Below are 23783 nucleotides of genomic sequence, written 5' to 3'. Positions count from 1 at the left end.
CTGCCGACGAACCGCGGTTCGAGCGCTCGGCGAACGGTGTCTTTGTCGGTTACAGCGTCCCCTTCGTGCTCGGCGTCTCGTCGGCCCGGCGCTCGTCAAGCCGGGTCGCGTCGTCGAGCGCGCGGGTCAGTGACTTGAACAGCGCCTCCACCTCGTGGTGGGCGTTGACGCCGCGTTCGACCTCGACGTGGAGGGTCAACCCGGCGTGCATCGCGAGCGAGTACGCGAAGTGTCGGGCCATGTCGCTCGTGAAGTCGCCGATATGGTCCTGGGAGAACTGGCCGCGGAACTCGAAGTGGGGTCGGCCGGAGACGTCGACGACGACGCCGACGACGGCCTCGTCCAGGGGGACGCGGCGGTCGGCGTAGCGGGCGATGCCGGCGCGGTCCCCGAGTGCCTCGTCGAGCGCGTCGCCGAGGACGATCGCCACGTCCTCGACGGTGTGGTGGTCGTCGACGTGGAGGTCGCCGTCGCAGTCGACCCGGAGGTCGAACAGCCCGTGGGTGGCGAACGCCGTCAGCATGTGGTCGAAGAAGCCGACGCCGGTGTCGACGTCCGCCTCGCCGCTCCCGTCGACCGCCAGTTCGACCTCGATAGTCGTCTCGGCGGTCTCCCGGGTTATCTCGGCGCTTCGGTCACTCATGGGCGTACCGAGCGGTGGGAGCGATAAGGTGGTTGCGTTCTCGGCGAGCGCAGCGAGCCTGGTGCAGAGAGCGTCAGCGACCGTGTTCTCGGCGTCCTCGGCGAGTGGGTGTGAGATGCGAGTGTAGCGAGCAGCTCTGAGAGGCGAACGGTGAAGCCGTGAGCCAACGAGCCGAGGGTAGGGGGGTTCGGGAGCGTTGCGAGCGGTCCGACCGCGGCCGAAGGGAGCCCGGTACAGGGAGTGTCAGTAATCGAGTTCCCGGTCGCCGGAGATAGCCAGAAACCGGCTGACCGGTCAGTCCGACGTTACTGTCGAACCGGTAGCGTTCGTGGACGCGGTCGTTCGCGAATCGGGTCGGTCGGTCGTCGAGGCGGTGGGTTCCACGGTCGGCGTCTCGGTCGACCCTACCGTCGTCTCGGTCGAGTTCAGCGTCTCGGCTGTTTCGGTCGGCGTCGTCGTAACCGTGGACGTAGCCGTCGGTTCGGTGGTCGCGGGTAAAGTGGTCGTGGTCGGTGTGGTCGTCTCGGCTGTGGTGGTCGTAGTTGACGTGGTCGTCTCGGCTGTGGTGGTCGTAGTTGGCGTAGTCGTCTCGGCTGTGGTGGTCGTAGTTGGCGTGGTCGGCGCGACCGACGCGGTTGTCGTAGTCGTTCGTGTCGTCGTGTTCGCCGTCGTCGGGGGCGTGGTCGTGGCCGACGTAGTGGCAACTGGTGTCGGAGTCGTCGTGTCGGTCGTCGGTCTCGGGGCCGTAGTCGTCGTATCGTCCTCGGTAGTCGTGGTTGTAACCGTCTGCGTCGTCGGAGTCGGAGCCGTCTGGGTCGTCGACGACCCGGTCGTCGTCGGCGACTCACTGGGAGTCGTCGTTTCGGTACCGGGCGTCGACTCGTTCGTGGTGGTCGCAGTACCGGTCGGTATTGGCGTCACTGTCGTGTTCTCCGACTCGGTCTGAGTACTGTTCGGTACCTGCTGTGCCGTCGTGTTCGGCGCCGGGGTCGACGTAGCCGTCTCGTTCACTACCGTCGTGGTCGTAGCGGCCGACGCGGTCGCGTTCGGTGTCGTCGTAGTCGTGTTCGCTGTCGTGGTTTCGTTCGCCGCCACGGTAGCGTTGGCCGTCGTCGTAGTCGTCGCGTTGGCCGTCGTCGTAGTCGTCGCGTTGGCCGCCGTCGTGGTTCCATTCATCGTGGTACGGTTCGCCGTCGTGGTCGTCACATTCGCCGTCGTGGTCGTCACATTCGCCGTCGTTGTGACCGTCGCTCGCTCGCTCGCGTTGGCGGCTGTCGTCGCCCCCTCATCAGTAGGCGTGGTCGACGGCGCGGGAACCGAAGCGAACGCGACCGTCGAGGCGCCGGTCTCTGCCGTCGTAGTCGGGTCGGATGAAGAGCCACCGGTCGGCGCCGACACGTCGGGCGTCGCCGTCGGTGTGGCCGTCGACGTGTCGAGCGGCGTCGAGTCGGACGTGGAGTTCGACCCGAACAGCCCGCCGGAGTCGTTCGCCGGGTTCGCGGCCGGGAACACACCCGCTTCGCCGCCGGAGCCGCCGACCGAAGCACCACCGGCCCCACAGACACGACGGGTCATCTCGACGCTGGTGCCGGTGCCGTCCGCGACGATTTCGACACGGTCGGCGCACTCCGCACCAGTCAGAGTCAGCTCTGCCGATTCGCCGCTGCCGAGGGTGACCGACCCGAGTTGTGTCCCATCGCTCGCCAGGCTGACGCCGACTGTTAGTGTCTGACCCCCGGGTACGCGGTTGGTGAGTCGGATTTTCGGCTCCCCGTCGACGAGACCGAGCGGTTCGTAGCCGAGGTACGCCGAATCGTCGTCGGCGACGCCGATCTGCAGCCCGCGTCCCAAGTCGGCCGAGCTGAAGCTCCCGGTCCCCGTGACGAGGAGCAGTCCCGCCGCGGCTACCAACACCAACGTGGCGGTGCGTCGTCGGGCCATCGACTCACTCCCGCTCGGCGGACGCGCCGACCGGTTCCACTCGCATCTCGAAGTGCGTCCGATAGGCGAACACGGCCGAAGAGACGAGGAAGGCGACGGCGACGAACAGCGCCGGAACGCCGGTCGGGACGGCAGCCAGCGGACCCAGCCCCAACCACGAGGCGACGCCGACAGCGGTCGTCACGAGCGACAACCCGAGGAAGTACACCCCCCACGGGACGTCGCGCCCGGAGACGGTCTCCAAGTAGACGTCGAGATTGCGCGCGTGGTCCGTGAGTTCGATGCGACCCGACCGCTTGTCGTAGTCGAGGAACCCCGCCTCCGCCATCTTCGGGAGGTGAAACTGATACAGCGCGGTGTGGACGTTCTTCCGGTCGGCGTAGTCGATGTACTCCGGTGTCGTCTCCTGCTCCCACGCCGCCAACTGACTCGAGATGTCCGAGAGCTCCACCACCTCGTCGTCGGACTGCTTCAGGTAGTAGAGCAGATATCGCCGCCGCTCGTTGCTCAGAACGTCGAAGACCTCGTCCTGTGAGATCGTATCGAGCGAGCGGTCGCCGTCGTCCGAGCGGGTCGGCGACTCGGCACTCCCCACCGCGTCGGAGACCGAGCCGGTCGAGCGACCCCCCTCGGCCGACTCGGCCGCGGCGGTCGAACTGGCGACGTCGGTCGCGTCGGGCCTCTCCGGCGACGACGCAGCGTCGACCGTTCCCCCCGCTTTCGCCTCGTCCGCCCCCTGCCCCTCGTCCCGTCCCCTCTCCACTCCGCGAACGGCGGAGGGGTCGGAATCTCCCATGGATGACATGATAGGCGGCGGCTCTTACTGAAGGAACGTCTTATTTAATCGGACCCATCGGACTTTCCAACGGTCACGTCCTGAAACGATTCCTCGGACCACAATCTTCATCTCGAAACGTTCAGGCTAAAGTGAACGTTTTGCAATTCGTCTGACACGACTCGACAATAATCTGTGGTTAACGCCCTGTCCGGGCATCTTTGACGGGTTCGACCGCTCTCCCTAGACGAACCGTGGAACGCTATTGTCACGGCTCCGGAACGTCGTTACCCCGACTCACTGTTCTCAATAACAACATCCCTCTCGCAACTTGCGACTAAGCGAAGCGCCGCCGGCCCGGGGGTGGGTTGGGGGCGCGACGAAGGAGAACTACGACAATGGAACGACGCAAGTTCATGCTCGGTATGGGATCGCTCGCTGCCGGCGGGGCGGCTGCAATGGGTACTGGTGCGTTCTCGTCTGTTAGTGCGAGTAGAGGAATGAACGTGAACGTGAGTAGCGACGAAAACGCTTACCTGCAAATCAAAGGGGACCCGGATTACACGTCTCAGACTAACGGGACTCTGCAGGTCGATATTCAGAATAATGGTCGAGGTAGTGGTCTGAACGGGAACGCCACCACCGAGTTCACAGACCTCCTACTCGTCAGGAACCAAGGAACTGAGAACGTGCTGGTCTGGTTGAACCTCAACGACCTGAATGCTCAGATTGGGCCAGACCCCAGCACGAACGACGGACAGTACGTAACCTCGTACCTCTCGATGGACAGCTACGGTGCTGGGATGGACGGCGGGGATGGCACCTCGTCAGGGCAGGGGACAAGTGGTGCTCCTGGCGCCTGGGGCGTCTTCCTTGCACCGGGTAAGCGGGCAGAAATCGCGCTTGGGTTCTATGATGTTCCAGAAGACGATATCGGGAGCATGTACGAAGCGGATATTGGTGTGAACGCCGCAGCTGTCGACTCGGAATACTTCAAAAATGTCGTGCCGAACTACACTTTCCCGAGTGAAGGTACTTCGAGCGTGGATTTCATTAACTGACATAGACCATCTACGCAAGTAGCACTAGTATACCACCAATATTTCACCACCATAATTGACGGGCAGAGACCAAATACTCCGTATTGTAGTAATCGCAGTGGTGGTCGTAGTGCTACTTCCAGTTGTTGGACAAATAGTCGGACAGCCGATTTTGTTGGGATATGTCAAAAGCGGGAGTATGGCTGATACGATAGATGCTGGTGACGGGTTTGTCGCAGTTCCGCACGGAGTTACTGGCCCCCCGGACGTAGGCGATGTCATCATTTTCGAAGCAAAAGAACTGCATGGAGGCGGCCTCACGACCCATCGAGTGGTCCGTGAGACCGATAGAGGGTACATCACGAAAGGTGACGCGAACCCCTTCACCGACCAGGACGGCAAAGAACCCCCGGTCAAAGACGCTCAAATCGTCGCCGAAGCCCTCCAAATAAACGGTAACGTTGTCGTCATCCCGTATCTCGGGACCGCGATAATGGCTCTCTCGGACACCGTCACTACGGTCCAACAGACGATAGCAACAACCCTCGGCACCCGCTCACTGCTCGGCACCAACGGCCTCGCGTATCTTTTCTTCAGTGCCACCGCACTGTTCTACGCCCACGGCTGGTGGACCGGCGACAAGCGGAGGACGACCCGCTCCAGAAAACGCGAGACGAACCTCGACGCCCGGTACGTCGCCGCCGGCTTCGCCCTCCTGCTCGTCGCCGGCGCGACGGCGGCCATGGTCGTCCCCGCCGGGACCCACGAGTACGGCGTCGTCAGCGCGGAGTTCGAGTCCGAACAGCCGACCGTCATTCCGGTAGGGCAGTCCAACGACGTCGAGTACCCGCTGGTGAACTCCGGGGTGCTCCCGGTCGTCAGCTACGTCGAACCCGCGAGCGACGGCGTCGAGGTCGCGGAGTCGAGACGGGTGCTCCCCGCTGGCGGGCAGGCGGCGGCGACCGTCACGCTCCACGCGGCCGAGCAGACCGGCTACTACCGCCGCTACGTGGTCGAACACCGCTACCTCGCCCTGCTTCCCGTCGGCGTCATCGACGCGCTGTACGAGATGCATCCGTGGGCGCCCATCGTCGCCATCGACGTCCTGCTCGGGGTGCCGTTCTACCTCCTGGGGGTCGCGCTGCTCGGGACGGGTCGCATCCGCGACCGGTCCCGCGACGGGCCATCCCTCCTCGGGCGGTTGGGTCGCCGGTTCAGGTGAAGGAGGGGACCGGCCGAGGCAGTACGAGCGACCGTAACGACCGGCAGCGTGACGACGTCCGAGAGGAGAGTCGACAACTCGGCGGACGGGTCGGGGGCGAGAAACAGGGAAGGGAGGGAATCGGGCGGTGTCCCGTTCGACGGGTGGGGGAACGACTCAGAGCGGGTCGACCGAGTCGGAGTGGTCGGTCGACCGGGTCCGATACGCGACGGTGACCGACGCGGCGAGGAACGTGGCGGCGATGAGGACGGCCCACGCCGACCCGGAGAGGGTCGTGACTGCGCCGACCCCGAGCCAGGAGGCTGTCGCGAGCAGGAGACCGACGGCCGAGACGGGAAGGAGGTAGCGTTCCGGGACCCGCTTCCGGTCGGTCGTCGAACCGATGGAGACCTCGAGGTCCCGTGCGGCCTCAGTCAGTTCGACGCTCCCCGAACGCTGGTCGTAGTCGACGAACCCCGCGTCCTCCATCTTCGGGAGGTGGAACTGATACAGCGCGGTGTGGACGTTCTTCCGGTCGGCGTAACTGATCATCTCCGGCGTCGTCTCCTGCTCCCAGGCGGCCAACTGACTGGAGAGTTCGGAGAGCTCGACGGCCGTGCCGTCGTGGCGGCGCAGGTAGTGCAACAGCAGTCGGCGACGCCGGTTACTGAGGACTTCGAACACCGAATCGTCGGAGAGAGGCGTCGGCGTCGACATCTCCCGCTCGACCGACTCGAGCGTGTCGGAACCCCCCGACGTGTCTGTCCCCGCCGTAGACTGCTCGCCGTCGGCGGTCGGCGACGTGGTCACCGGTCTGACCGCCTCGCCGTTCACGCGCTCGTACTCACCGCGCTCCCCCTCCGACCGGGTCGCCGTCACCGCATCAGCGTCCGACTGCGTGGTGGTGACGCCGTCCGATTCCTCCTCCGAGACCGAGTACTCGGCCACTCCCTCAGATGACATGATATCGCGCTCACTCATTGCGAGATATGTGGCTTAATTAATCGGTGACATAGTCCGTTTCGGGACGGTGCAACCGACAGGAGCCGTTTCCCGGCCGAATTCGCCGTCCTAGGTGTCCGTGAAATTGAACGTTTCGCGCCGAGTCACTCGATTGAGCCCGTACCGAGACAGACTGACCCGTCGAGTGGTGTCCGTGACCCGCCATCGGCGACCGACACCGCTCTACGGAGCGAGAACCCTGCAGAGCTCGTCATCGGCTCGTCTGACGCCCGTCTGATGGGTATTCATGTCAACTACCAACAAACGGGGCGGTATGCACGTCAAGCGTGACACCATCGCGCTACTGGCGCTCGGAATCGGGGGTCTGCTCGCGTCGTCGCTGACCGCCGCGGGCGTCGTGATGGGGGTACCGGTACTGGCGCTCGGCCTCTCGGCCGTGGCCGCGTCGACCGCCGACCGGGTGCGGAGCCACCGGGTCCGACGGGCCGGTCCGACCGCTCCACGTCACTGACCGCGGAGGCACAGAGATGCCACTACTGAAAGCGGCCCTGTTCGTGGGGTACGTCCTCGCCGTCGGCGCCGCCCTGCTTCGCTCGGGGTCCAGCCTCGGACTGACGCTCGGCTACCTGCTCATCTGTCTCGCCGTACTGGCCGTGCTCTCCGGGACGGCCTCCTTCGTGCGAGAGCGGTTGGCGCCCTGACCGGCCCCGGCGCGAACCCGGTCGGCGCCGGCTCGGCTCAGGCGTCCATCGCTTCACGGAGGGTGAATCGCCCCTCGTACAGCGCCGTGCCGACTACGACCGCCGACGCCCCCGCCTCTCTGAGCGCCCGCACGTCGTCGAGCGTCGCGACCCCCCCGCTTGCGACGACCGGAATCGACACCGCCTCCGCGAGCGCCCGCACGTTCTCCGTCTGGACGCCCTCCAGCTTCCCCTCCACGTCGACGTCGGTGAACAGAATCGCGCCGGCACCGAGCTCCTCGTAGCGCGACGCCGCCTCGACCGGGTCGAGACCGGTGCCTTCGGTCCAGCCGCCGACGACGACCTCCCCCTCGCGCGCGTCCAGGCTCACCGTCACGCTCCCCGGATACGTCTCGCTGATCTCCGCGACTATTTCGGGCCGCTCGACCGCCGCCGTCCCGAGGATGACCCGGTCGACGCCGGCGTCGAGCAACGAGACCGCGTCGTCGACGGTGCGGATGCCGCCGCCGAGTTGGACGTCCACGTCGACGGCGTCGAGGATAGCCTCGACCGCGGGGGCGTTCGCTCGCTCGCCCTCGAAGGCGCCGTCGAGGTCGACGAGGTGGAGCGTCTCCGCCCCTTCGTCGACCCACCGCTCAGCGGCGTCGACCGGGTCACCGTATCGTTTCTCGGTGCCGCGCTCGCCCTGGACGAGCTGGACGACCTCGCCGTCCTGCATGTCGACGGCGGGAATGACCTCGAACGCGGGGAAGTGTCGAGTGTCGGGCGCGTCCGTCATTCCCCGGCCGCTCCGGCGTCCTCGTCCTCGTTTCCATCCCCGACCAGGTCGATGCTATCGTCGCCGTTCGGTACGGCACACAGGAACGCCCCCGGCTCGTCGCCCTCGTTACGATACCAGTGGACCGTCCCGGCCGGGATGAGCAACGAGTCGCCGGCGCGCACGACGTGTTCTTCGTCGCCGATGCCGACGACGTACTCGCCGTCCAGGACGTACTGTTCGTGTTCGACGTCGTTCGTGTGCCGAGGCACCTCGGCGCCGGGGTCGAGGGTGAACCGTCGGATGGCGAAGTGGGGCGCACCGTGGCTCTCGTCCACGAGGACGCCCTTTCGCATCCCCTCGGCGGCGCCGACGGGTTCGTACTCGACGTCGTCGGCCCTGCGGACGACTGCCGCGGGCCCGTCCCCTGCGCCGGTGGTGTCACCGGGGTCGCTGGTGTCGCTCATGGCGAGCCGTACGCGACCCGCCACCGTAAGCGTTGACCGGTGGCGGCGGTCGACGGAACAGTGGAATCCACAGTCGCGGGCGGGGGTCGTCCCATACACACGTTTATCAACGTTCGCGCCCTCACGAGTATCCGATATGCGAACGCCCCTGGACGACGTCGAGTTCCTCGCCCGCTCCGGACGCCGGGTCGAGGTGCTCGACGAACTGTCCCGGGGGCCCCACACACGTAGTGAACTCCGCGACCGCATCGGCGCCTCGCAGGCGACACTCGGTCGGATTCTCGACGACTTCTGTGAGCGCGGGTGGGCGAGGAAGGAGGACCGCGTCTACCGCGTCACCCCCTTTGGCGCACTCCTGGCGGAGGAGTTCGGCGACCTGCTGGGGACCGTCGAGACGATGCAGCGTCTCGGTGCGGTGTCGGCGTGGTTCCCCCTCGACGGGATGGACCTCGACCTCCACGAGTTCCGCGACGCGACGGTCACGCTCCCCACTCGGAGCGACGTCCTCGCCCACATCCGCCGGGCCGAGTCGCTCGTGCAGGAGGCCGCGCACGTGCAGGTGTTGTCCGGCTCCGTCTTCCGCGACACGATGCGACTCCAACACCGCCGGGTGGTCGGCGGAGAGCAGACCCAGGAGGTGATTCTCTCGGCAGCGGCGGTCGGGACGGCCCTCGCGGACCCCGAGATGCGCGAGTGGACGCGGCGGATGGTGGCGTCGGACGGCGCCGCAGTCTACTGCTACGACGGTGAGGTGCCGGTCATGCTCGGCGTCGCCGACGGGGTCGCCGTCATCGTCCCCATCGACGACCAGGGCGTCCCCCGGGCGGTAATCGAGAGTGAGAACCCCACCGTCGTGGCGTGGGTCGACCGGACTATCGACGACTACCGCGACCACGCGAGGCGACTGACCCCGGAACTCGTCGTCGGTGGGTGACCGGCAGCGTTTGGAGACGCCTGCCGCCACAGCCCGTGACACTCACTGTCTGCAACGTGCTCACGTGACGAAACTGTTCCACGAGAAATCATGATACTCTGAGCGGGTGATTCTCTTCCCATGGCTGCGACAACTCAGACCACCCAAACCACCCGAACCGCACGCGGGTTCGGCTTCGAGACCGCGACCCTCACCCCCGTCCACTGGACGGCCGTCGGTCTCGCCAGCATCACCGGCATCGTCCACCTGTACCTCTGGTACAACGGCGGGATGGACCTGTTCCTGCTGGCCGGCCTCGGCTACTTCGGCGCCATCGGCCTCCTGCTGCTGAACGTGTACCGCCCGGCCCTGTACCTCGCCGGCATCCCGTACACGCTGGCCCAGATCGGCGGCTACGTGATGGAGTGGCAGGCGCTCGGCTTCGGCCCCGCTCCCGAGGGGACGCTCGGCCTGACGACCAAGGCCGTCGAAATCGCCCTCATCGCCTGCCTCGCGTACCTGTTCGCCCGCTGGTACTCGGTCCGCCGCGCCGAGCGCGCCCTGACCGCGTAACTCCCGAGGGCGACCCCACCGCATCGCACACGCGACACCCCGACCACCCTGACCGCCCCCGCTGACGCACACGACCCACCGGACCCCAAACTCCCAACCCCATCCCACCATGTCTCCCCGATTCGACACTCAGACCCTCTCCCGGCGGACCTACCTGCAGGCCGCCGGCCTCCTCGGCCTCGCGGCCGTGACCCCCCTGGCCGGCTGTATCGACGGCGGCATCGCCCGGGACCCCATCGTCCCGCCCCACATCGTCGCCTTCCCCGGGGCGCCCGACTACGGCACCTGGTTCACCGACGTGAGTAACTACCGCGACACGACCTGGGACTTCACCGGGGAGACCACGGTGGTCGTACAGGTCGGCGCCGACGGCAACGGCGGCAGTTACGGGTTCGGTCCCGCCGCGATAGCCGTCGCTCCCGGGACGACCGTCCGGTGGGAGTGGACCGGCAGGGGCGGCGGCCACGACGTCGTCGCCACCGACGGCTCGTTCGCGAGCGAGTACCTCTCCGGCAGTGACAAGGTGTTCTCACACACCTTCGAGACGCCCGGCCTCTACACGTACGTCTGCCGGCCCCACGCGACGATGGGCATGAAGGGCGCGGTGTTCGTCGTCGGTGACGGCGACGGAGCCGACGGAGCCGACACCGACGGCGGTGGTCCCGGCGAGGACGGCAACACCGGCAGCGACACCGGCACCGCTCACCACCAGCACTGAAGACCGCGTCGACCCCGGCGAACACCGACCCGGCACCGCTCACGGCCAACCCCCATTTTAAGCTTCGGCACCGACTAGCGAACGTATGCGAGGCATCCGAATCGGCAGCGCCTTCGGAATCCCGATCAGACTCGACCTGACGTTCCTCCTGGTGTTGCCGCTGTTCGCGTACCTCATCGGCGACGCCGTCGAACAGCAGGTAGACCTACTCAACCTTCTGTTCGGCGCGTCGTTCTCGGTAGAGGCGCTGACCGCCGGCTCGACCGAGTGGGTGCTCGGGAGCGTCGCCGCCATCGGGCTCTTTCTCGGCGTCCTGCTCCACGAGTTCGGCCACTCGCTGGTGGCGATGCGCTACGGGTACAAGATCGAGTCGATCACCCTCTGGCTGTTCGGCGGCGTCGCCCGCTTCACCGAGGTTCCGGAGGACTGGAAACAGGAGCTACTCATCGCGATCGCCGGCCCCGTGGTCAGCATCCTGCTCGGCGTACTCTCCTACGCCGCCTTCGTCGTCGTCCCCGACACCAACGGGGTCGTCGTCGCCGGGAAGTTCGTCCTCGCCTACCTCGCGCTGATGAACGTCGTGCTCGCGGTGTTCAACATGCTCCCGGGGTTCCCGATGGACGGCGGCCGCGTCCTCCGCGCGCTGCTCGCACGGACCCGGACCCACGCCCGCGCGACCCAACTCGCCGCGGAGGTCGGGAAGGTGTTCGCGCTCCTGCTCGGCCTGTTCGGCCTGCTCAACTTCCAGCTGTTCGTCATCGCGCTCGCCTTCTTCATCTACATGGGCGCCTCCAGCGAGGCCCAGCAGACCGTGATGAAGGCGGCGTTCCAGGACGTGACCGTCCGCGATATCATGACCCCGCGCGAGGAACTCCACGTCGTCTCGCCGGACACCTCCATCGCGGACCTGATGGGCCGGATGTTCCGCGAGCGCCACACCGGCTACCCCGTCGTCGACGCCGGCGAGTTGGTCGGGATGGTGACGCTCAACGACGCCCGCGAGGTGCGGGAGGTCGAGCGCGACGCCTACCGCGTCGAGGACGTGATGAGCCACGACATCACCTCGGTGACCCCCGAGGCCGACGCCATCGAGGCGCTCACCGAGATGCAGCAGCGCGGCGTCGGCCGTCTCCCCGTCATCGACCGCGAGGGCGAACTCGTCGGGTTGGTCTCCCGGTCGGACCTGATGACCGCGTTCAACATCATCCAGACCGGCGGCTCCATCGACGGGTTCCGCCGCACCGAGCCGACGACCGGCGTCTCGCCGTTCGACGCGAGGTAGTCTCCGGCCGGGTCGCCCGGCCCGGCTCGTCGCTCGATACCCTTCTCGCCGGCCGATGCTCCGCTCGCGAGGCCGTCCGCCCGTCCGTCGCGGTCAGTCCGCCGCGACGTCTCTCACTCCGGAGCGCCGTGTGTCCGGCTCCCATCATCAATCGCGCGTTTGGGACCGTTTCGGGCCGTTTCAGCCGACTTCCTTCCGGGAGCGTTCCGTTCACGACTAGTCGGGGCACCGTCGACAACGACGGCCGCGAGAGTATCCGAGACGGGCGTTTCGGGGCCGTTCGAACGCTCGTGAACGGTCGGAAACGGCTGAACGGCGTCTCGGGTTTATCACCGGTCTCTCCGTCGGCCCGAGTACGACAATGAGCGCACACCAGGACGCGGCGGCCGTCGGCGCGGACGACGAGCGGACGACCGGCCTCGACGCCGGTTCGGACGCGGAGGGAGACGCGGCTGTCGACTCCGCGTCGAGCGGCCGCGACCCGACGTTGTGCGCCGACGACGTGTTCCACCTGTTGCAGAACGCACGTCGCCGCGGCGTCCTGCGATACGTTCGAGAGCGCCCGGAGACGGAGTCGTTCGAGATGCGCGACATCGCAGAACAGGTCGCCGCGTGGGAGCAGGACAAGCCCGTAGCGGCTATCACGTCGACCGAGCGCCAGCGCGTGTACATCGCGCTGTACCAGAGCCACCTGCCGAAGCTCGACGAGCACGGCGTGATAGAGTACGAACAGTCCCGCGGGACGGTCCGACCCACCGGGCTCGCCGGAGAGATCGGCCGGTACCTCGACGTGGACGGGACTCCGGAGGGACCGACCGACGCGCCGACCGGGAGTACCGACAGCGCGACGCGTTACTACGGCTGCGCGACCGTCTTCAGCGTGCTCCTGGCGGCCGCCACGTGGGTCGGTCTCGTCCCGAGTCTGCTCACCAGCTACGTCGGCGCCGTCGTCACGAGCCTCTTCGCCGCCGTGACGCTCGCGGTGGGGCTCCGTCGACGACCGATGTAGGAAGGGGCGCTTCCCCGGACGTCGTCTCGGGTTTCGAAGAGCCAGCGCGTCTCAAAGAACCCGTTCTGCACGCTCGACGTAGTCGTCGATGCGCCGGTTCGCCCACTCTCGAACGGTCGTGTCGGTGGTCTCGTACAGCGCTCGCGGGTCGCCGTCGTCGTCGACCCCGAACTGGACGACATCGCCGTAGACGCCGACGAAGTAGGGCACCGGCTCCTCGGTCTCGAACAGCCTGAAGCGGTCCGTCTCGGTCAGCGCGTCGGTGAGCGGCTCGAACTCGGGGTCCGTCACGAGCACGTCGACGACGGATGGGGCGGCGACGACGGTCGTCTCGACGCCGGCCTCGACGACGCGGTCGTGGACGGCTTCGTAGCCGTGCAGTCCGGTGAGTGGAAGCACGGACCGGTGCGACGGTGCCTCACGGAGCCGTTCGACGTGCCTGTTCACCATCCCGTACGGGTTCCCCGGCTCCGGGAGCAGGACCGTGGCGTCGTCGGCGTCTGCGAGGTCGAACTCCAGCGTCCCGTCCGGCACCCACTTGCGGAACTTCTGAAGGCGCATCTCGTACCCCACGGAGTCGACGAGGGCGGAGAGTCGGGTCGTCGTCGACCGACAGAGGTCCGTGACTCGATACCCCTCGTCGACCCGCTCGACCAACTCGAGCGTCTCCAACTCCCGTATCGCTCGGTTCACCGTCGAGCGTGACACCGGAAGCTCCTCGACCAGTTCGCGCTTCTCCTTCGGGCCGTCGAGCAGCCGGTCGATCAATTCCGACCGGTCGAAGACGGTCGCCACTATCTCTCGTTCGCGCTCCTGTAACGGCATCTATCGACCCCACCGGAGAGCTACCGACACCACCGTATAACTGTAATGGATGGTATCATTCCGCGTGGTAGTTATTTTTCCGATACTGGTTCTCCCGCCGCATATCTGTCATCAGTGAACGGTCGATGCCGACTGAGAAACAGTTATGTACCATCGTTCACCCGCCGGTCACAGCCCAGACGGTGAAATGATACTCCTCCTCCGGAGTGTGTCAGCCGTCGTATGACGGACGAGTCGAACGGTACGGGAAAGCGGGGGCGGCCACCGCGGTACAGGGGGTCGGACGAGGAACTATGAGCGCGACGCAGCAGCAGTCGACATCGAGCGGGGAGCGGACCGACGACCACGTCGAGGGTCGCTCGGAGGGGGCGGCACCGCCCGCGGCCGACGACGGTGAGCCGGATTCGGGGGCGACACCGGACGAGGTGTTCGACGTGCTCAGCAACCGGCGACGGCGCTACACGCTTCACTATCTCGGCCGTCGGTCGGGCGAGGTGGTCGAGGTCCGCGACGTGGCCGAGCAGGTCGCCGCGTGGGAGAACGAGAAGCCGGTCGAACGGGTCGACCGCGCGGAGCGCAAGCGTGTCCACACCGCGCTCCACCAGTTTCATCTCCCCAAGTTGGACGACCACGGGTTCGTCGACTACGACAGTCGACGAGGTCGGGCCGCCCTCGGCGAGACGGCGGCGGGGCTGGACGTGTACCTCGATGTCGTCTCGGAGCGAGCGGTTCCGTGGGGACCGTACTACGTCGGGTTGACCGCGCTGGGAATCACCACCGTGCTCGGGGCGCAGTTCGGGGTCTCCCCCTTCGGACTCCTCCAGGTCGCGGTGTGGGCCGGGCTCGCGCTCGGCGCCGTCCTCCTCTCGGCGCTCGTCCACACGTGGTACAGCTCGCGAACGCGTCTCGGGGTCGGCGAGAAGCCGCCGGAGCTCCGGGCATAGCGTCGGTCCGACTCTCCTCTCGCTCGCCTCTCGCCGCCCCTCCCAGACATTCTCCATCGGGTCGACGCCGCCGACCAGTGGTCTCGACTCGTTCGACCACCGACTAGCGAGCCGTGAACTGGACCAGGGGTCCGAACCGGGGGTTCTGGACCGCCACCAGCGAGTGACGTGCGCGCTGCTCGTCGGTGCGGGTCGTCGACGCGAGTCGGTGAAAACAGACGCCGCACTGAATCGACGGCTCTCGCCGTCTACGGCCGGATGTACGCGTAGTCGTCCGCCTGGAGCCGCGTCAACTCGGCGCCGCCGGAGGAGACCGTCTCGACGCCGTCGACGAGGTCCGACTCCTCTAACTCCTTGAGGTCCATCGTGTTGCTACAGATTTTGACGGAGACGCCCTTCGAGAGCAGTGTCTCGACCGTCTCGGAACCGGTGCCACCGGTCGTCACCGGTTCGGCGCCGTCGGCCTGCGCGACGACCGCGATCTCCTCGATATCCGCCTGGTCGTCCTCGGTGAGGTTGTTCGCGATGGTGAGCGTGGTCTCTCGGCCCTGCTCGTCGGCCTGCACGAGGTGGAAGACGGTCTTCATGCGTGTCGTGGGAAGGACCAGTCGTGAGTAGGACTTGTGGCCGACCCGGCCCGTGTTGCCGGTGGTCGGCGGTCGGTGGGCCGGTGGAGGCGTTACGCTTCGACGACCTCCACGAGGTTCCCCTCGGGGTCCCGCAGGAACAGGATTCGCGTCCCGCTCTCGGTCGTCCGCGGCTCGCTCAGCGTCTCGACGTCCTCGGGGAGCGACCCGTGGAACCCGTCGAGGTCGGAAACGGCGAGGCCGAGGTGTTTCGCACCCGGCTGATTGACCGTTCCGGGCGTCCGCACGTCGCCCTCGGGGTCGTACTCGACGAGTTCTACTCGGGCGTCGCCGGCGTCGAGGTGGGCGAAGCTCCCCGTCGCGTCGTCGACAGCGACGGCCTCCGAGAACGCCTCCCCGGCGACCTCGAAGCGGTCGAGGACGTCGAGGTCGAAGGTCTCGGTGTAGAAGTCGACCGCGCGGTCGAGGTCGGCGACGGTGATGCCGTAGTGGTGGGCGGTGAGGTCGGGCACAGTGGAGGACGCGTGGGGCGAGGCGAAAGGCGCTACGGCAGTGGCAAGCGTGAGGCTCACTCCGCTCGGGTGCTCGCTGGCGCGAGCACACGCTCACTGGAGAAGGGTCGCGAAGAATCAGTCCGGGTGCGAGAATCGAACCCGCGTCTCAGCCTCCACAAGGCTGAAGGATGACCATTACCCCAACCCGGACACAGTATCGAGTACCCGCGTTCTACAGAAATACGTTACGACTCGGTTTCGGCGCCGTGTTTTCGGTTCTCACACTCGCCTCCACCACCCGTTCGGAGCGAGGGCTTTTTCGGCGCCAACGCGCTACGTCCTCTCAACAGTGGCCATCACCGACAAGATATACCTCAAGAACCACCGGCAGATCTCCTCGCAACTGGAGGCGAGCATCCCGAAGGGTGCGTTCAAGGGGGCGACGCTCGACATCCTCTACACGGGCGAGGGGCTCTCGCAGTTGGACGAGGCCACCCGCGACCGCGTGCTCGACTTCGCCGAGGACTTCCTCGACTGCGACTGTCAGGACAACCCCTACTGCGGCCACCCGGAGCGGAAGTTCATCAGCTACCTGCTCGACCTGCGTGCACAGGGCCTCGGCCCCGACGCCATCGTCGACGTGATGACCGACGACTACATGCTGTATGCGTACCCCGGCGACGTGCTCTCCTTCCTCGACCAGTCGGTGCGGACCCTCGAAGCGGTGGAGTCCCTCGCCGAAGTGGAGGGGAACCGCGAGATGACCGAGAAGGCGGCGTCGGCGAAGCGCGACCTGAGCGGGTAGCGTGCCCGAAGAAACGTCCCCTCGGTAGTCGGCGACTCAACCGCGTGGCGCGCTCAGCCCAGTCGGTAGGGCTGCTCCCCTTCCTCCTCGTCGTCCAACTCGTCGAGGAGGATGACCTCGTCCTCCTCCTCCTCGATGCGCTCGCGGAGGTACGACACGTAGCGTTTGTGCTCGTCGAGCTGTTCGCGGAGGTGGTCGGCCTCCAGTTCGAGGCGCTCGTGTTCGCGGATGAAGCTCTTGGGTACCGACACCTTCGGCGGGAAGCTCTCCTCGTCGTCCTCCTCGCCGTCGCCGGTGCGCATCCGGTCCAGTTCGTGCTCGGGGACGACCTGGACCTGACCGTCGTGGGCAACGAGCAGGTCGACGTAGTCGCGGAAGACGGCCGAGAGCGAGATGTCGCGCTCCTCGGCGATCTCGCGGAGCGTCTCGAAGGCGTCCTCGTTGACGCGGAAGGAGATCGTCTTGTTCTTGTTGCCCATTCGTACGTTCGTGTAGGACGCCACTGCCACTTAATCGTTTGTCAGACGGGCCCACGTCGGCGATTCGGCGAGAGCCGTCCCGCCGCCCGTCCGTACCGTGGGAGCACTTATGAGTCAGGGTGGCGAACGATTGGAGTAGCCATGACCGACGAGCCGACTGTGTCGGCCGGCAGCGGGCGGAACGTCCTCGCCCTGACGCCCGCTGTCGACGCTGACAGTCCCGAACGGCACCTAGACCGCTGGGTGACCGAACGGGACGCCCTCCCGACCGCTGTGGTGTCGGTGACGTACACTGGGTGTCCGGACGAGTGGGTTCGGGCCGTCGCCGGCGACGCCGAGCGGACGCACCGAACGCTCGTCCGCGTCGGTGACTTCGCTCGCAGTGCCGCCCACGCCGGGGCGGAGACGCTGACCGAGACCGCGGGCCCGTCGGGCGACGGGTCGCGCATCACCGTCTCGACCGTCCCGGACCCGACCGCACTGGACGACCTGCTGGCGGCCCTCGAACGCTGTCTCGACCGCTCGACGGCCGCCGGCCCGTCCGCCGACGGTTCGCCTGCCGACAGGTCGTCCGTCCACGACTCACCCTCCGGTGACCCCGTCGCCGACCGGACCGCCCTCGTGTTCGACTCGGTGAACGACCTCCTCGAACGGGTCCCCCTCGACCAGGCCGGTCGGTTCCTCGCCGACCTCGTCGAGGTCGTCGACCGAACGGGGGCCGAGGCCTACTACGCGTTCGACCCGGGCGACCACGAGCCGGCGACGGTGGCGACGCTCCTGACGGCGTTCGACGCCGTCGAGTTGGTCCCGCCGCGGGACGAGCCGACCCGGGAGTCCGACCCGGAGCCGGAGACGGCCGACGCGCCGACCGTGGAGCCGGAGCGCGTCCACGACGTGCTCCGGTCCGAGCGCCGCCGACGTATGCTCTACAGGCTCCTCGCCCACCCCGAGGGGATAGAGGTCCGGGCGCTCGCGGACGACTTGGCGGCCGCTACCGACGCCGACGGCGAGGAGTCGGAGACGACCGACGAGGTCCGGGTCGGCCTCGCACACGTCGACCTGCCGAAGCTGGAAGGCGAGGGGTTCATCGAACGTCGGGAGGGCGGTTACCTCACGGCGACGCCCGCAGCCCGCTCACTGCTCCCGTATCTCCGCATAGACGCGGTCGCCGACGGGGTCGACCTCGACGAGCTCGGCGTCGACACCTCCGACTGAACGGACCCCCGGCGGGAGGCCCACGAACTGAAGCCCTTTTCAGGCCCGGTCGCACACCACCACGTATGAGCAAACGCGGGACGCTACGGCTCGCAACGCGAGGTTCGGACCTCGCGCTGCGGCAGGCGGCGGTCGTCAAGGACGCACTGGAGGGCCGACGCTACGAGGTCGAACTCGTGGAGGTGGAGACCGAGGGCGACCGGATTCGGGACGAACTCATCCACCGCCTCGGGCGGACGGGCGCGTTCGTCCGAGCGCTCGACGAACGGGTGCTCGACGGCGACGTGGACGCCGCGGTCCACTCGATGAAGGACATGCCGACCGAGTCGCCGCCGGAGCTCGAGGTGGCGGGCGTCCCCGAGCGTGGGGCCGCCGGCGACCTCCTCGTGACCCCGGACGGCACCACCCTGCACGACCTCCCGCGCGGTGCGACGGTCGGCACCTCCTCGCTCCGCCGGAAGGCCCAACTCCTCGCCCACCGCTCGGACCTCGACGTCCAGCCCCTGCGAGGGAACGTCGACACCCGCGTCGAGAAACTGCTGGCGCCCGGTCTCCAGCGCGAACACGAGGCCCGGCTCGAAGATACGGCCGACGAGAAGGGGAACGTGGGCCGGGAGGCGCGGGGCGCCTCGGAACAGTCGAGCGGCGACGAGCCGCGAGACGACGACTTCGAACCCGAGTTCGAGGAGGACTCCGAGGAGTGGTTCCAGAACCGCTCCGAACTGGAGAAAGGGGCGCTCGGCCGCGAGGTCGAGACGGAGTTCGACGCAATCGTCCTCGCGGAGGCCGGCCTCGAACGCAGCGGCCTCCTCGACCGTGAGGAGATCTCGACCGAGCGGCTCCCGTGGTCGGAGTTCGTCCCCGCTCCCGGGCAGGGGGCGCTCGCGGTGACGGCCGCCCGCGGCGAGACCGCCGACGCGGTCAACGACGTGCTCGACCACCCCCGCTCGCGCGTCGAGACGACCGTCGAGCGGACCGTCCTCGGCGAACTCGGCGGCGGCTGTGTCGCCCCCATCGGCGTCCACGCCGTCCTCCAGGGGTCGTACGTCCACACCGTCGTCCGCGTACTGAGCCAGGACGGCGAGGAGACGGTCGAGGCGACCCGGGACCTGCCCGTGACGGAGCACGCGACGGGCGCCCGGGATTTCGCCAGTGACCTGCGCGAGCGCGGCGCCGCGGAGCTCATCCAGGCCGCGAAACGCGACGCCGGCGGCGCCGACGCCGACGACGACGCCGCGAGCACCGCCAGCCCGGAGACGGACGTGGACGAGTGAGCGACCCGATGAGCGACGACCCGGCGACCGACTCCGGCACGGTCTACCTCGTCGGCAGCGGCCCCGGCGACCCCGAACTGCTCACCGTGAAAGCCCGACGCCTGCTCGAGGAGGCCGACGTAGTGCTCCACGACAAGCTCCCCGGCCCCGAAATCATCGGCCTCGTCCCCGAGGAGCGCCGCGAGGACGTGGGGAAGCGCGCCGGCGGCGAGCGCACCTCCCAGGAGTACACGAACGCTCGGCTCGTCGAACTGGCTCGGGAGGGAAAGACCGTCGTCCGTCTCAAGGGCGGCGACCCGTTCGTCTTCGGGCGCGGCGGCGAGGAGGCGGAACACCTGGCCGGCGAAGGGGTTCCCTTCGAGGTCGTCCCCGGCGTCACCTCCGCCATCGGCGGCCCCGGCGTCGCCGGCATCCCGGTGACCCACCGCGACCACGCCTCCTCGGTCTCGTTCGTCACGGGCCACGAGGACCCGACGAAGGCGGAGACGGCGGTGAACTGGGAGGCGCTGGCGGCGACCGGAGGGACCATCGTCGTCCTGATGGGCGTCGGGAAGCTCCCCGACTACACTCGTGCCCTGAGGGAAGCCGGCATGGCCCCCGACACGCCCGTCGCGCTGGTCGAACGCGCCACGTGGCCGGAGATGCGCGTCGCCACCGGTACGCTCGACACAATCGTCGACGCCCGCGACGCGGCCGGTATCGAGCCGCCCGCAATCACCGTCATCGGCGAGGTCGCCGCCAGTCGCAGCCGCCTGCAGGAGTTCCTGCGAAACGGCGGCGCGGATGCGGGGGCCGGCGACGCCGACGACCCGAGCGCCGGCGCCGACGACGCCGGCGGCGACCACGACAATTCTGCACCGGAAACGGAGGGGTCCGAGCGGTGAGCCGAGCGGTCCGCGTCGCCGTCTTCCGGCCCGACGACGACCGCCTCCGCGACGCGGTCTCCCTGCTGGAGTCGCTGGGCGCGACGGCCGTCCCCGACCCGATGCTCGAAGTCCGCCCGACCGGCGCCGTCCCGGGTGACGGGCTCGACGGCGACGGTGACCCGGACTTCGTGATTTTCACCAGTAAAACCGGCGCCGAACTCGTCGCCGAGGCGGGGTGGGCGCCCGCCGACGGAGTCGTCGTCTGCGCCATCGGCGACTCGACCGCGGCCGCCCTCCGCGAGGCGGGCTACCGCGTCGACCGCGTCCCGACCGAGTTCTCCTCGGCGGGGCTCGTCCGCGAGTTGGCCGACGACGTCGCCGGCGCCCGGGTGGAGGTCGCCCGCAGCGACCACGGTAGCGACGTACTGCTCGACGGGCTCCGCGAGGCCGGCGCCGACGTGCACGAGACGGTGCTGTACCAACTCGTCCGTCCGGAGGGGAGCGGCGAGTCGGCCGAGGCGGCCGCCGCCGGCGACCTGGAGGGTGCGCTGTTCACCTCGTCGCTGACGGTCGACCACTTTCTCGACGCCGCCGCGGAGCGCGGCGTTCGCGACGCCGCCGTCGCCGGCCTGAACGACGCGGTCGTCGGCGTCATCGGCGAGCCGACCCGCGAAACCGCCGAGAGTCGAGGGATAGCGGTGAACGTTGTCCCCGAGCGGGCCGACTTCGAGGAACTCGCCTGTGCCGTCGTCGAACGCGCCGCACCGAGTTACCGTGACTGAGGGCGTCCGCGCTCGGAGTCGGCGCCCGACTGCGCGAATCCGGCCGGCGGCGCCGCTTCGCCCACCCTTTTGCGCCCGCCTCGCGGAGTCCGACATCACGTGAACACGGATTCCGGAGCGGGGAGGTGGCGGACGGTCGCCGCCGTCGCCGGCTGGCAGACCGCCGCGAGCCTCTGTTACTACACGGTGTTCGCCGCGACGGGTGTCCTCCGCGATGCGTTCGGGCTGTCGGAGGCGCTCGTCGGCGTCGTCGTCACCGCCGCCATCCTGGGGTACACCGCGATGTTGTTTCCGAGCGGTGCGCTGGTCGACGGGTTCGGGGAGAAGCCGGCGATGGTCGGCGGTCTCGTCGCCCTCGCGGCCGCGGCGGTCACCGTCTCCCTGGCGCCCAGCTACGCGCTCCTGCTCGTCGCCGCCGCCGCGCTCGGCGCCGCCTACTCGACGGCGATGCCCGCCTCGAATCGGGGCATCGTCGCGGGCGCGCCCCCCGGCCGGGCGAACCTCGCGATGGGCCTCAAACAGGTCGGCGTCACCGCCGGGAGCGCGGGCGCGTCGCTCGTCGTCACCGGCGTCGCCGCCGTCGCCGCGTGGCAGTTCGGCTTCGGCGTCGTCGCCGCCGTCGCGCTCGCCTACGCCGCCGTCTTCGCGCTCGTTTACGACGGCACCGACGGCGATGGAACCCTCTCGGTGCCCGACCTCTCCGGGCTCTCGGCCAACGGGGCGTATCTCCGGCTGGTCGGCTCGGGACTGTTCCTCGGCGCGACGCTGTTCACCGCGTTGGGGTACGTCGTCCTCTACGTGCAGGACGTGATCGGCGCGAGCCCGGTCGTCGCCGGCGGCGTGCTCGCGTTCACGCAGGTGACGGGGAGCCTCGGACGGGTCGGTGCCGGGAGCCTCGCGGACCGTCTCGGCGGTGCAGGGGGCGCGGCGGCGGTCGCCCTGGGGCAGACGGCCGTCGGTGCCGGACTGTTCGCACTGCTCGCGACCGGCGTCGACTCGCTCCCGGTCGCGCTCGTCGTCTTCGGCGCCATCGGCCTCTCGGTGTACGGCTCGACCGGCGTGTTCTACTCCTGTCTGGGGAGCCTCGTGGACGACGACGAACTCGGCGCCGCGACCGCCGGCGGCCAGACCGCCATCAACGCCGGCGGACTGGTCGTCCCGCCGCTGTTCGGCTTGCTCGTCGAACGAGGCGGGTACGAAGGCGGGTGGGCACTCCTCGCCGCGAGCGCAGCGCTTGCCGCCGTCCTGTTGGTGTCGGTACGGCGAGACCTCTGAGTCGGGGAGGGCCGCCTGGGTCGGTAGGACTCCCGTGTCGGCAGGGCTCCCGTGTCGGCGAATCCGTTCTCGGTGTCGAATCTATCGAACCGGCCGTGGGAGCCCCGCCGCCATCGTAAGCGAGGGGCAGAACCTGGCGACCGGCGGGGACTGCGGCGTCGGGAGCCCCTCCGCCGCGAACAGGTCGTTCGTCTCGACCGTCGCCCGCGCCGGCCGGAGGTCGTACTCGCCCGCTCGAAGCGTCAGCCGGCGGAGCCGACCGTTCGGCGACGCGAACTGGACGGGCCGCTTGACGAGCCAGCGGTCCCGCTCGACGATGGGCGGCCGGTCGGCCGGCCGGTACGCGACCTCGACCGTCGCCGGCGGGGCGCCCGGACCCGTCCGCTCGCTCCGGAACCGGAAAGTGTCGGGTTCGCGGTCGATTACGGCGTCCGCGCGCCGGTAGGGGAACCCGGTCGCGGTCGCGACGCGGGCCACGGTCGGGTCGCCGCACTCGACCGCGAAGAGGTACGACGCGAGGTCGCCGTCCCCGGTGGTGACGTACGTCCGGAGGTGGGCCTCCGGGTACGTCCAGCCGAGCGACCGCGGCGCGCCGCGGGGCCGCAGTGAGTCGACCCGACAGGCGACGAGACTCAGCCACGCCGACCCGTCGTGAACGTCGAGCGACAGCGATGCCGGGAGGCGGGACCGGAGGCGCTCGGGGTCGACCCGCCAGTGGAGGAGACACATCCCGCGCAACGTCGTCGTTCCGGCCTGCATCGGCTCCGTAGACGACCGGACGCGTGATGTGGGTTGTGGGCGACGGGGACAGACAAAGGTACTCGTACACCGAATACGACGATACGAAATCGGCGGCCCGACCGGCGACATCGCGGTTCACGGAACGGGAGCGGCAGATTCGCTGAGCGACGGGTTCGCGACGCGTCGGCCCGGTCGGCGCACCGCGGGGGTGACGCGCCGACGCCCCGCGGGTCAGAAGTCGAGCGGTTCCTGGCCGGGGGCGAGACGCTCGTTGAGTTCGTCGAGGTCGAGTTCGAGGCCCAGTCCCGGCCCCTCGGGGACGGCGATGCGGCCGTCCTCGATGAGCGGGTCGCCGACGTAGAGGTCGTCCCACCAGTCGACGTCGCGAGCGTGCCACTCCAGGACGAACGCGTTCGGTACCGTCGCGCACGCGTGGACGCTCGCCACCGTCCCGATCGGGCTGGCGACGTTGTGCGGCGTCACCGGAACGTCGAAGGCGTCGGCGAGCGCGGC

Annotated in this window: 28 protein-coding genes, 1 tRNA gene and 1 pseudogene (1 of these 30 only partly in view); 18 read left to right on the top strand and 12 right to left on the bottom strand. The window is 68.4% G+C overall.

Translation table 11 applies throughout. The features are described 5' to 3' along the window. Positions 1 to 49: 49 nt before the first annotated feature. Positions 50 to 643 carry an imidazoleglycerol-phosphate dehydratase HisB gene (gene hisB, locus N5095_RS03925; RefSeq protein ID WP_267621307.1) on the bottom strand — a complete coding sequence of 198 codons (594 nt, stop codon included), beginning with the start codon at positions 641 to 643 and terminating at the stop codon, positions 50 to 52. A gap of 373 nt (positions 644 to 1016) precedes the next feature. On the opposite strand from hisB, the gene N5095_RS03920 reads away from it, so the two are divergent. Continuing rightward, positions 1017 to 1589, top strand: a complete 573-nt coding sequence (locus tag N5095_RS03920) for a hypothetical protein (RefSeq protein WP_267621305.1) — start codon at positions 1017 to 1019, stop codon at positions 1587 to 1589. Between the two features lie 129 nt (positions 1590 to 1718). Continuing rightward, on the top strand, positions 1719 to 2375 hold the full coding sequence (locus N5095_RS03915; RefSeq protein WP_267621303.1) for a hypothetical protein: 657 nt from the start codon (positions 1719 to 1721) through the stop codon (positions 2373 to 2375). Positions 2376 to 2588: 213 nt separating this feature from the next. Here N5095_RS03915 and N5095_RS03910 read toward each other — a convergent pair whose 3' ends face one another. After that, entirely contained in the window at positions 2589 to 3380 is a 792-nt protein-coding gene (locus N5095_RS03910; RefSeq protein WP_267621301.1) for a DUF7344 domain-containing protein, read from the bottom strand. Between the two features lie 377 nt (positions 3381 to 3757). Between N5095_RS03910 and N5095_RS03905 the strand changes: the two genes are divergently transcribed. Both N5095_RS03905 and N5095_RS03900 read left to right on the top strand, forming a co-directional pair. After that, entirely contained in the window at positions 3758 to 4420 is a 663-nt protein-coding gene (locus tag N5095_RS03905; protein WP_267621299.1) for a hypothetical protein, read from the top strand. 472 nt (positions 4421 to 4892) lie between these two features. Continuing rightward, positions 4893 to 5621: a hypothetical protein gene (locus N5095_RS03900; RefSeq protein WP_267621297.1), complete on the top strand. Its 729-nt coding sequence runs from the start codon at positions 4893 to 4895 to the stop codon at positions 5619 to 5621. A gap of 156 nt (positions 5622 to 5777) precedes the next feature. On the opposite strand, the gene N5095_RS03895 is transcribed toward N5095_RS03900, so the two are convergent. Then, a complete protein-coding gene (locus N5095_RS03895; RefSeq protein WP_267621295.1) occupies positions 5778 to 6563 on the bottom strand; it encodes a DUF7344 domain-containing protein in 786 nt (261 codons plus the stop codon). A 313-nt stretch (positions 6564 to 6876) separates the two neighbouring features. Between N5095_RS03895 and N5095_RS03890 the strand changes: the two genes are divergently transcribed. Together N5095_RS03890 and N5095_RS03885 are read left to right on the top strand one after the other, a co-directional pair. After that, on the top strand, positions 6877 to 7074 hold the full coding sequence (locus N5095_RS03890; protein WP_267621293.1) for a hypothetical protein: 198 nt from the start codon (positions 6877 to 6879) through the stop codon (positions 7072 to 7074). A 16-nt stretch (positions 7075 to 7090) separates the two neighbouring features. After that, the gene (locus N5095_RS03885) at positions 7091 to 7264 is read left to right on the top strand and encodes a hypothetical protein (protein WP_267621291.1); all 174 of its coding nucleotides are present in this window, start codon (positions 7091 to 7093) and stop codon (positions 7262 to 7264) included. Between the two features lie 37 nt (positions 7265 to 7301). On the opposite strand, the gene hisA is transcribed toward N5095_RS03885, so the two are convergent. Together hisA and N5095_RS03875 are read right to left on the bottom strand one after the other, a co-directional pair. Continuing rightward, positions 7302 to 8042: a 1-(5-phosphoribosyl)-5-[(5-phosphoribosylamino)methylideneamino]imidazole-4-carboxamide isomerase gene (hisA, locus tag N5095_RS03880; RefSeq protein WP_267621289.1), complete on the bottom strand. Its 741-nt coding sequence runs from the start codon at positions 8040 to 8042 to the stop codon at positions 7302 to 7304. Next, entirely contained in the window at positions 8039 to 8488 is a 450-nt protein-coding gene (locus N5095_RS03875; RefSeq protein ID WP_267621287.1) for a cupin domain-containing protein, read from the bottom strand. Before N5095_RS03875 ends, hisA begins: the two co-directional genes overlap by 4 nt. Positions 8489 to 8624: 136 nt before the next feature. Between N5095_RS03875 and N5095_RS03870 the strand changes: the two genes are divergently transcribed. The 5 genes from N5095_RS03870 to N5095_RS03850 all read left to right on the top strand — a co-directional run bounded on the left by N5095_RS03870 (position 8625) and on the right by N5095_RS03850 (position 12983). Beyond that, entirely contained in the window at positions 8625 to 9422 is a 798-nt protein-coding gene (locus N5095_RS03870; RefSeq protein WP_267621285.1) for a helix-turn-helix transcriptional regulator, read from the top strand. Between the two features lie 120 nt (positions 9423 to 9542). Continuing rightward, complete coding sequence (locus tag N5095_RS03865) at positions 9543 to 9974, top strand: DUF7475 family protein (RefSeq protein ID WP_267621283.1); 432 nt, start codon at positions 9543 to 9545, stop codon at positions 9972 to 9974. Between the two features lie 109 nt (positions 9975 to 10083). After that, on the top strand, positions 10084 to 10692 hold the full coding sequence (locus N5095_RS03860; protein ID WP_267621281.1) for a halocyanin domain-containing protein: 609 nt from the start codon (positions 10084 to 10086) through the stop codon (positions 10690 to 10692). Between the two features lie 85 nt (positions 10693 to 10777). Further along, positions 10778 to 11974 carry a M50 family metallopeptidase gene (locus N5095_RS03855; protein ID WP_267621279.1) on the top strand — a complete coding sequence of 399 codons (1197 nt, stop codon included), beginning with the start codon at positions 10778 to 10780 and terminating at the stop codon, positions 11972 to 11974. 361 nt (positions 11975 to 12335) lie between these two features. Then, on the top strand, positions 12336 to 12983 hold the full coding sequence (locus tag N5095_RS03850; RefSeq protein ID WP_267621277.1) for a DUF7344 domain-containing protein: 648 nt from the start codon (positions 12336 to 12338) through the stop codon (positions 12981 to 12983). A 51-nt stretch (positions 12984 to 13034) separates the two neighbouring features. Here the strand turns inward: N5095_RS03850 and N5095_RS03845 are convergent, their stop codons facing one another. Then, entirely contained in the window at positions 13035 to 13808 is a 774-nt protein-coding gene (locus N5095_RS03845; protein ID WP_267621275.1) for a helix-turn-helix transcriptional regulator, read from the bottom strand. 293 nt (positions 13809 to 14101) lie between these two features. Between N5095_RS03845 and N5095_RS03840 the strand changes: the two genes are divergently transcribed. After that, positions 14102 to 14752, top strand: coding sequence for a DUF7344 domain-containing protein (locus tag N5095_RS03840; RefSeq protein ID WP_267621273.1), 651 nt, complete (start codon positions 14102 to 14104; stop codon positions 14750 to 14752). Between the two features lie 248 nt (positions 14753 to 15000). On the opposite strand, the gene N5095_RS03835 is transcribed toward N5095_RS03840, so the two are convergent. The 3 genes from N5095_RS03835 to N5095_RS03825 form a co-directional block, all read right to left on the bottom strand. After that, the gene (locus tag N5095_RS03835; protein ID WP_267621271.1) at positions 15001 to 15339 is read right to left on the bottom strand and encodes a DsrE family protein; all 339 of its coding nucleotides are present in this window, start codon (positions 15337 to 15339) and stop codon (positions 15001 to 15003) included. A 92-nt stretch (positions 15340 to 15431) separates the two neighbouring features. After that, complete coding sequence (locus N5095_RS03830; RefSeq protein ID WP_267621269.1) at positions 15432 to 15851, bottom strand: VOC family protein; 420 nt, start codon at positions 15849 to 15851, stop codon at positions 15432 to 15434. Positions 15852 to 15971: 120 nt separating this feature from the next. Next, positions 15972 to 16043: transfer RNA gene (locus tag N5095_RS03825), tRNA-His, on the bottom strand. Positions 16044 to 16182: 139 nt separating this feature from the next. Here N5095_RS03825 and N5095_RS03820 point away from each other — a divergent pair. Further along, positions 16183 to 16638: a DUF5814 domain-containing protein gene (locus tag N5095_RS03820; protein ID WP_267621267.1), complete on the top strand. Its 456-nt coding sequence runs from the start codon at positions 16183 to 16185 to the stop codon at positions 16636 to 16638. 53 nt (positions 16639 to 16691) lie between these two features. Here the strand turns inward: N5095_RS03820 and N5095_RS03815 are convergent, their stop codons facing one another. Beyond that, positions 16692 to 17117 carry a DUF8146 domain-containing protein gene (locus N5095_RS03815; protein ID WP_267621265.1) on the bottom strand — a complete coding sequence of 142 codons (426 nt, stop codon included), beginning with the start codon at positions 17115 to 17117 and terminating at the stop codon, positions 16692 to 16694. A gap of 141 nt (positions 17118 to 17258) precedes the next feature. Here N5095_RS03815 and N5095_RS03810 point away from each other — a divergent pair, with 141 nt between their 5' ends. The 5 genes from N5095_RS03810 to N5095_RS03790 all read left to right on the top strand — a co-directional run bounded on the left by N5095_RS03810 (position 17259) and on the right by N5095_RS03790 (position 22529). Then, complete coding sequence (locus N5095_RS03810) at positions 17259 to 18332, top strand: DUF7504 family protein (RefSeq protein WP_267621262.1); 1074 nt, start codon at positions 17259 to 17261, stop codon at positions 18330 to 18332. A 65-nt stretch (positions 18333 to 18397) separates the two neighbouring features. Further along, positions 18398 to 19606 carry a hydroxymethylbilane synthase gene (gene hemC, locus N5095_RS03805; RefSeq protein WP_267621260.1) on the top strand — a complete coding sequence of 403 codons (1209 nt, stop codon included), beginning with the start codon at positions 18398 to 18400 and terminating at the stop codon, positions 19604 to 19606. 8 nt (positions 19607 to 19614) lie between these two features. Further along, positions 19615 to 20490 (top strand): uroporphyrinogen-III C-methyltransferase, encoded by an 876-nt coding sequence (gene cobA, locus N5095_RS03800; protein ID WP_267621258.1) that lies wholly within the window; start codon positions 19615 to 19617, stop codon positions 20488 to 20490. Then, entirely contained in the window at positions 20487 to 21254 is a 768-nt protein-coding gene (locus N5095_RS03795) for a uroporphyrinogen-III synthase (RefSeq protein WP_267621256.1), read from the top strand. The genes cobA and N5095_RS03795 overlap by 4 nt, the downstream gene beginning before the upstream one ends. Positions 21255 to 21353: 99 nt before the next feature. After that, entirely contained in the window at positions 21354 to 22529 is a 1176-nt protein-coding gene (locus N5095_RS03790) for an MFS transporter (protein WP_267621253.1), read from the top strand. A gap of 81 nt (positions 22530 to 22610) precedes the next feature. Here the strand turns inward: N5095_RS03790 and N5095_RS03785 are convergent, their stop codons facing one another. Beyond that, positions 22611 to 23288, bottom strand: coding sequence for a YqjF family protein (locus tag N5095_RS03785; RefSeq protein WP_267621246.1), 678 nt, complete (start codon positions 23286 to 23288; stop codon positions 22611 to 22613). A gap of 213 nt (positions 23289 to 23501) precedes the next feature. Further along, a pseudogene (locus N5095_RS03780) lies at positions 23502 to 23783 on the bottom strand (mandelate racemase/muconate lactonizing enzyme family protein) (it continues 958 nt past the right edge of the window).

This window comes from Halobium salinum, from assembly GCF_026586625.1.
Taxonomy (GTDB): domain Archaea; phylum Halobacteriota; class Halobacteria; order Halobacteriales; family Haloferacaceae; genus Halobium; species Halobium salinum.
The sequence above is the reverse complement of the archived record's forward strand: the minus strand, read 5'-3'. Positions and strand labels throughout refer to the sequence as shown.

Coding starts and splice junctions, on each gene's coding strand:
- N5095_RS03890 (WP_267621293.1), top strand. CDS start 6,877: ATGCACGTCAAGCGTGACACCATCGCGCTACTGGCGCTCGGAATCGGG.
- N5095_RS03855 (WP_267621279.1), top strand. CDS start 10,778: ATGCGAGGCATCCGAATCGGCAGCGCCTTCGGAATCCCGATCAGACTC.
- N5095_RS03845 (WP_267621275.1), bottom strand. CDS start 13,808: ATGCCGTTACAGGAGCGCGAACGAGAGATAGTGGCGACCGTCTTCGAC.
- hisB (WP_267621307.1), bottom strand. CDS start 643: ATGAGTGACCGAAGCGCCGAGATAACCCGGGAGACCGCCGAGACGACT.
- N5095_RS03840 (WP_267621273.1), top strand. CDS start 14,102: ATGAGCGCGACGCAGCAGCAGTCGACATCGAGCGGGGAGCGGACCGAC.
- N5095_RS03815 (WP_267621265.1), bottom strand. CDS start 17,117: ATGGGCAACAAGAACAAGACGATCTCCTTCCGCGTCAACGAGGACGCC.
- N5095_RS03865 (WP_267621283.1), top strand. CDS start 9,543: ATGGCTGCGACAACTCAGACCACCCAAACCACCCGAACCGCACGCGGG.
- N5095_RS03910 (WP_267621301.1), bottom strand. CDS start 3,380: ATGGGAGATTCCGACCCCTCCGCCGTTCGCGGAGTGGAGAGGGGACGG.
- N5095_RS03870 (WP_267621285.1), top strand. CDS start 8,625: ATGCGAACGCCCCTGGACGACGTCGAGTTCCTCGCCCGCTCCGGACGC.
- hisA (WP_267621289.1), bottom strand. CDS start 8,042: ATGACGGACGCGCCCGACACTCGACACTTCCCCGCGTTCGAGGTCATT.
- N5095_RS03905 (WP_267621299.1), top strand. CDS start 3,758: ATGGAACGACGCAAGTTCATGCTCGGTATGGGATCGCTCGCTGCCGGC.
- N5095_RS03885 (WP_267621291.1), top strand. CDS start 7,091: ATGCCACTACTGAAAGCGGCCCTGTTCGTGGGGTACGTCCTCGCCGTC.
- hemC (WP_267621260.1), top strand. CDS start 18,398: ATGAGCAAACGCGGGACGCTACGGCTCGCAACGCGAGGTTCGGACCTC.
- N5095_RS03900 (WP_267621297.1), top strand. CDS start 4,893: ATGGCTCTCTCGGACACCGTCACTACGGTCCAACAGACGATAGCAACA.
- N5095_RS03895 (WP_267621295.1), bottom strand. CDS start 6,563: ATGTCATCTGAGGGAGTGGCCGAGTACTCGGTCTCGGAGGAGGAATCG.
- cobA (WP_267621258.1), top strand. CDS start 19,615: ATGAGCGACGACCCGGCGACCGACTCCGGCACGGTCTACCTCGTCGGC.
- N5095_RS03785 (WP_267621246.1), bottom strand. CDS start 23,288: ATGCAGGCCGGAACGACGACGTTGCGCGGGATGTGTCTCCTCCACTGG.
- N5095_RS03850 (WP_267621277.1), top strand. CDS start 12,336: ATGAGCGCACACCAGGACGCGGCGGCCGTCGGCGCGGACGACGAGCGG.
- N5095_RS03810 (WP_267621262.1), top strand. CDS start 17,259: ATGACCGACGAGCCGACTGTGTCGGCCGGCAGCGGGCGGAACGTCCTC.
- N5095_RS03860 (WP_267621281.1), top strand. CDS start 10,084: ATGTCTCCCCGATTCGACACTCAGACCCTCTCCCGGCGGACCTACCTG.
- N5095_RS03875 (WP_267621287.1), bottom strand. CDS start 8,488: ATGAGCGACACCAGCGACCCCGGTGACACCACCGGCGCAGGGGACGGG.
- N5095_RS03835 (WP_267621271.1), bottom strand. CDS start 15,339: ATGAAGACCGTCTTCCACCTCGTGCAGGCCGACGAGCAGGGCCGAGAG.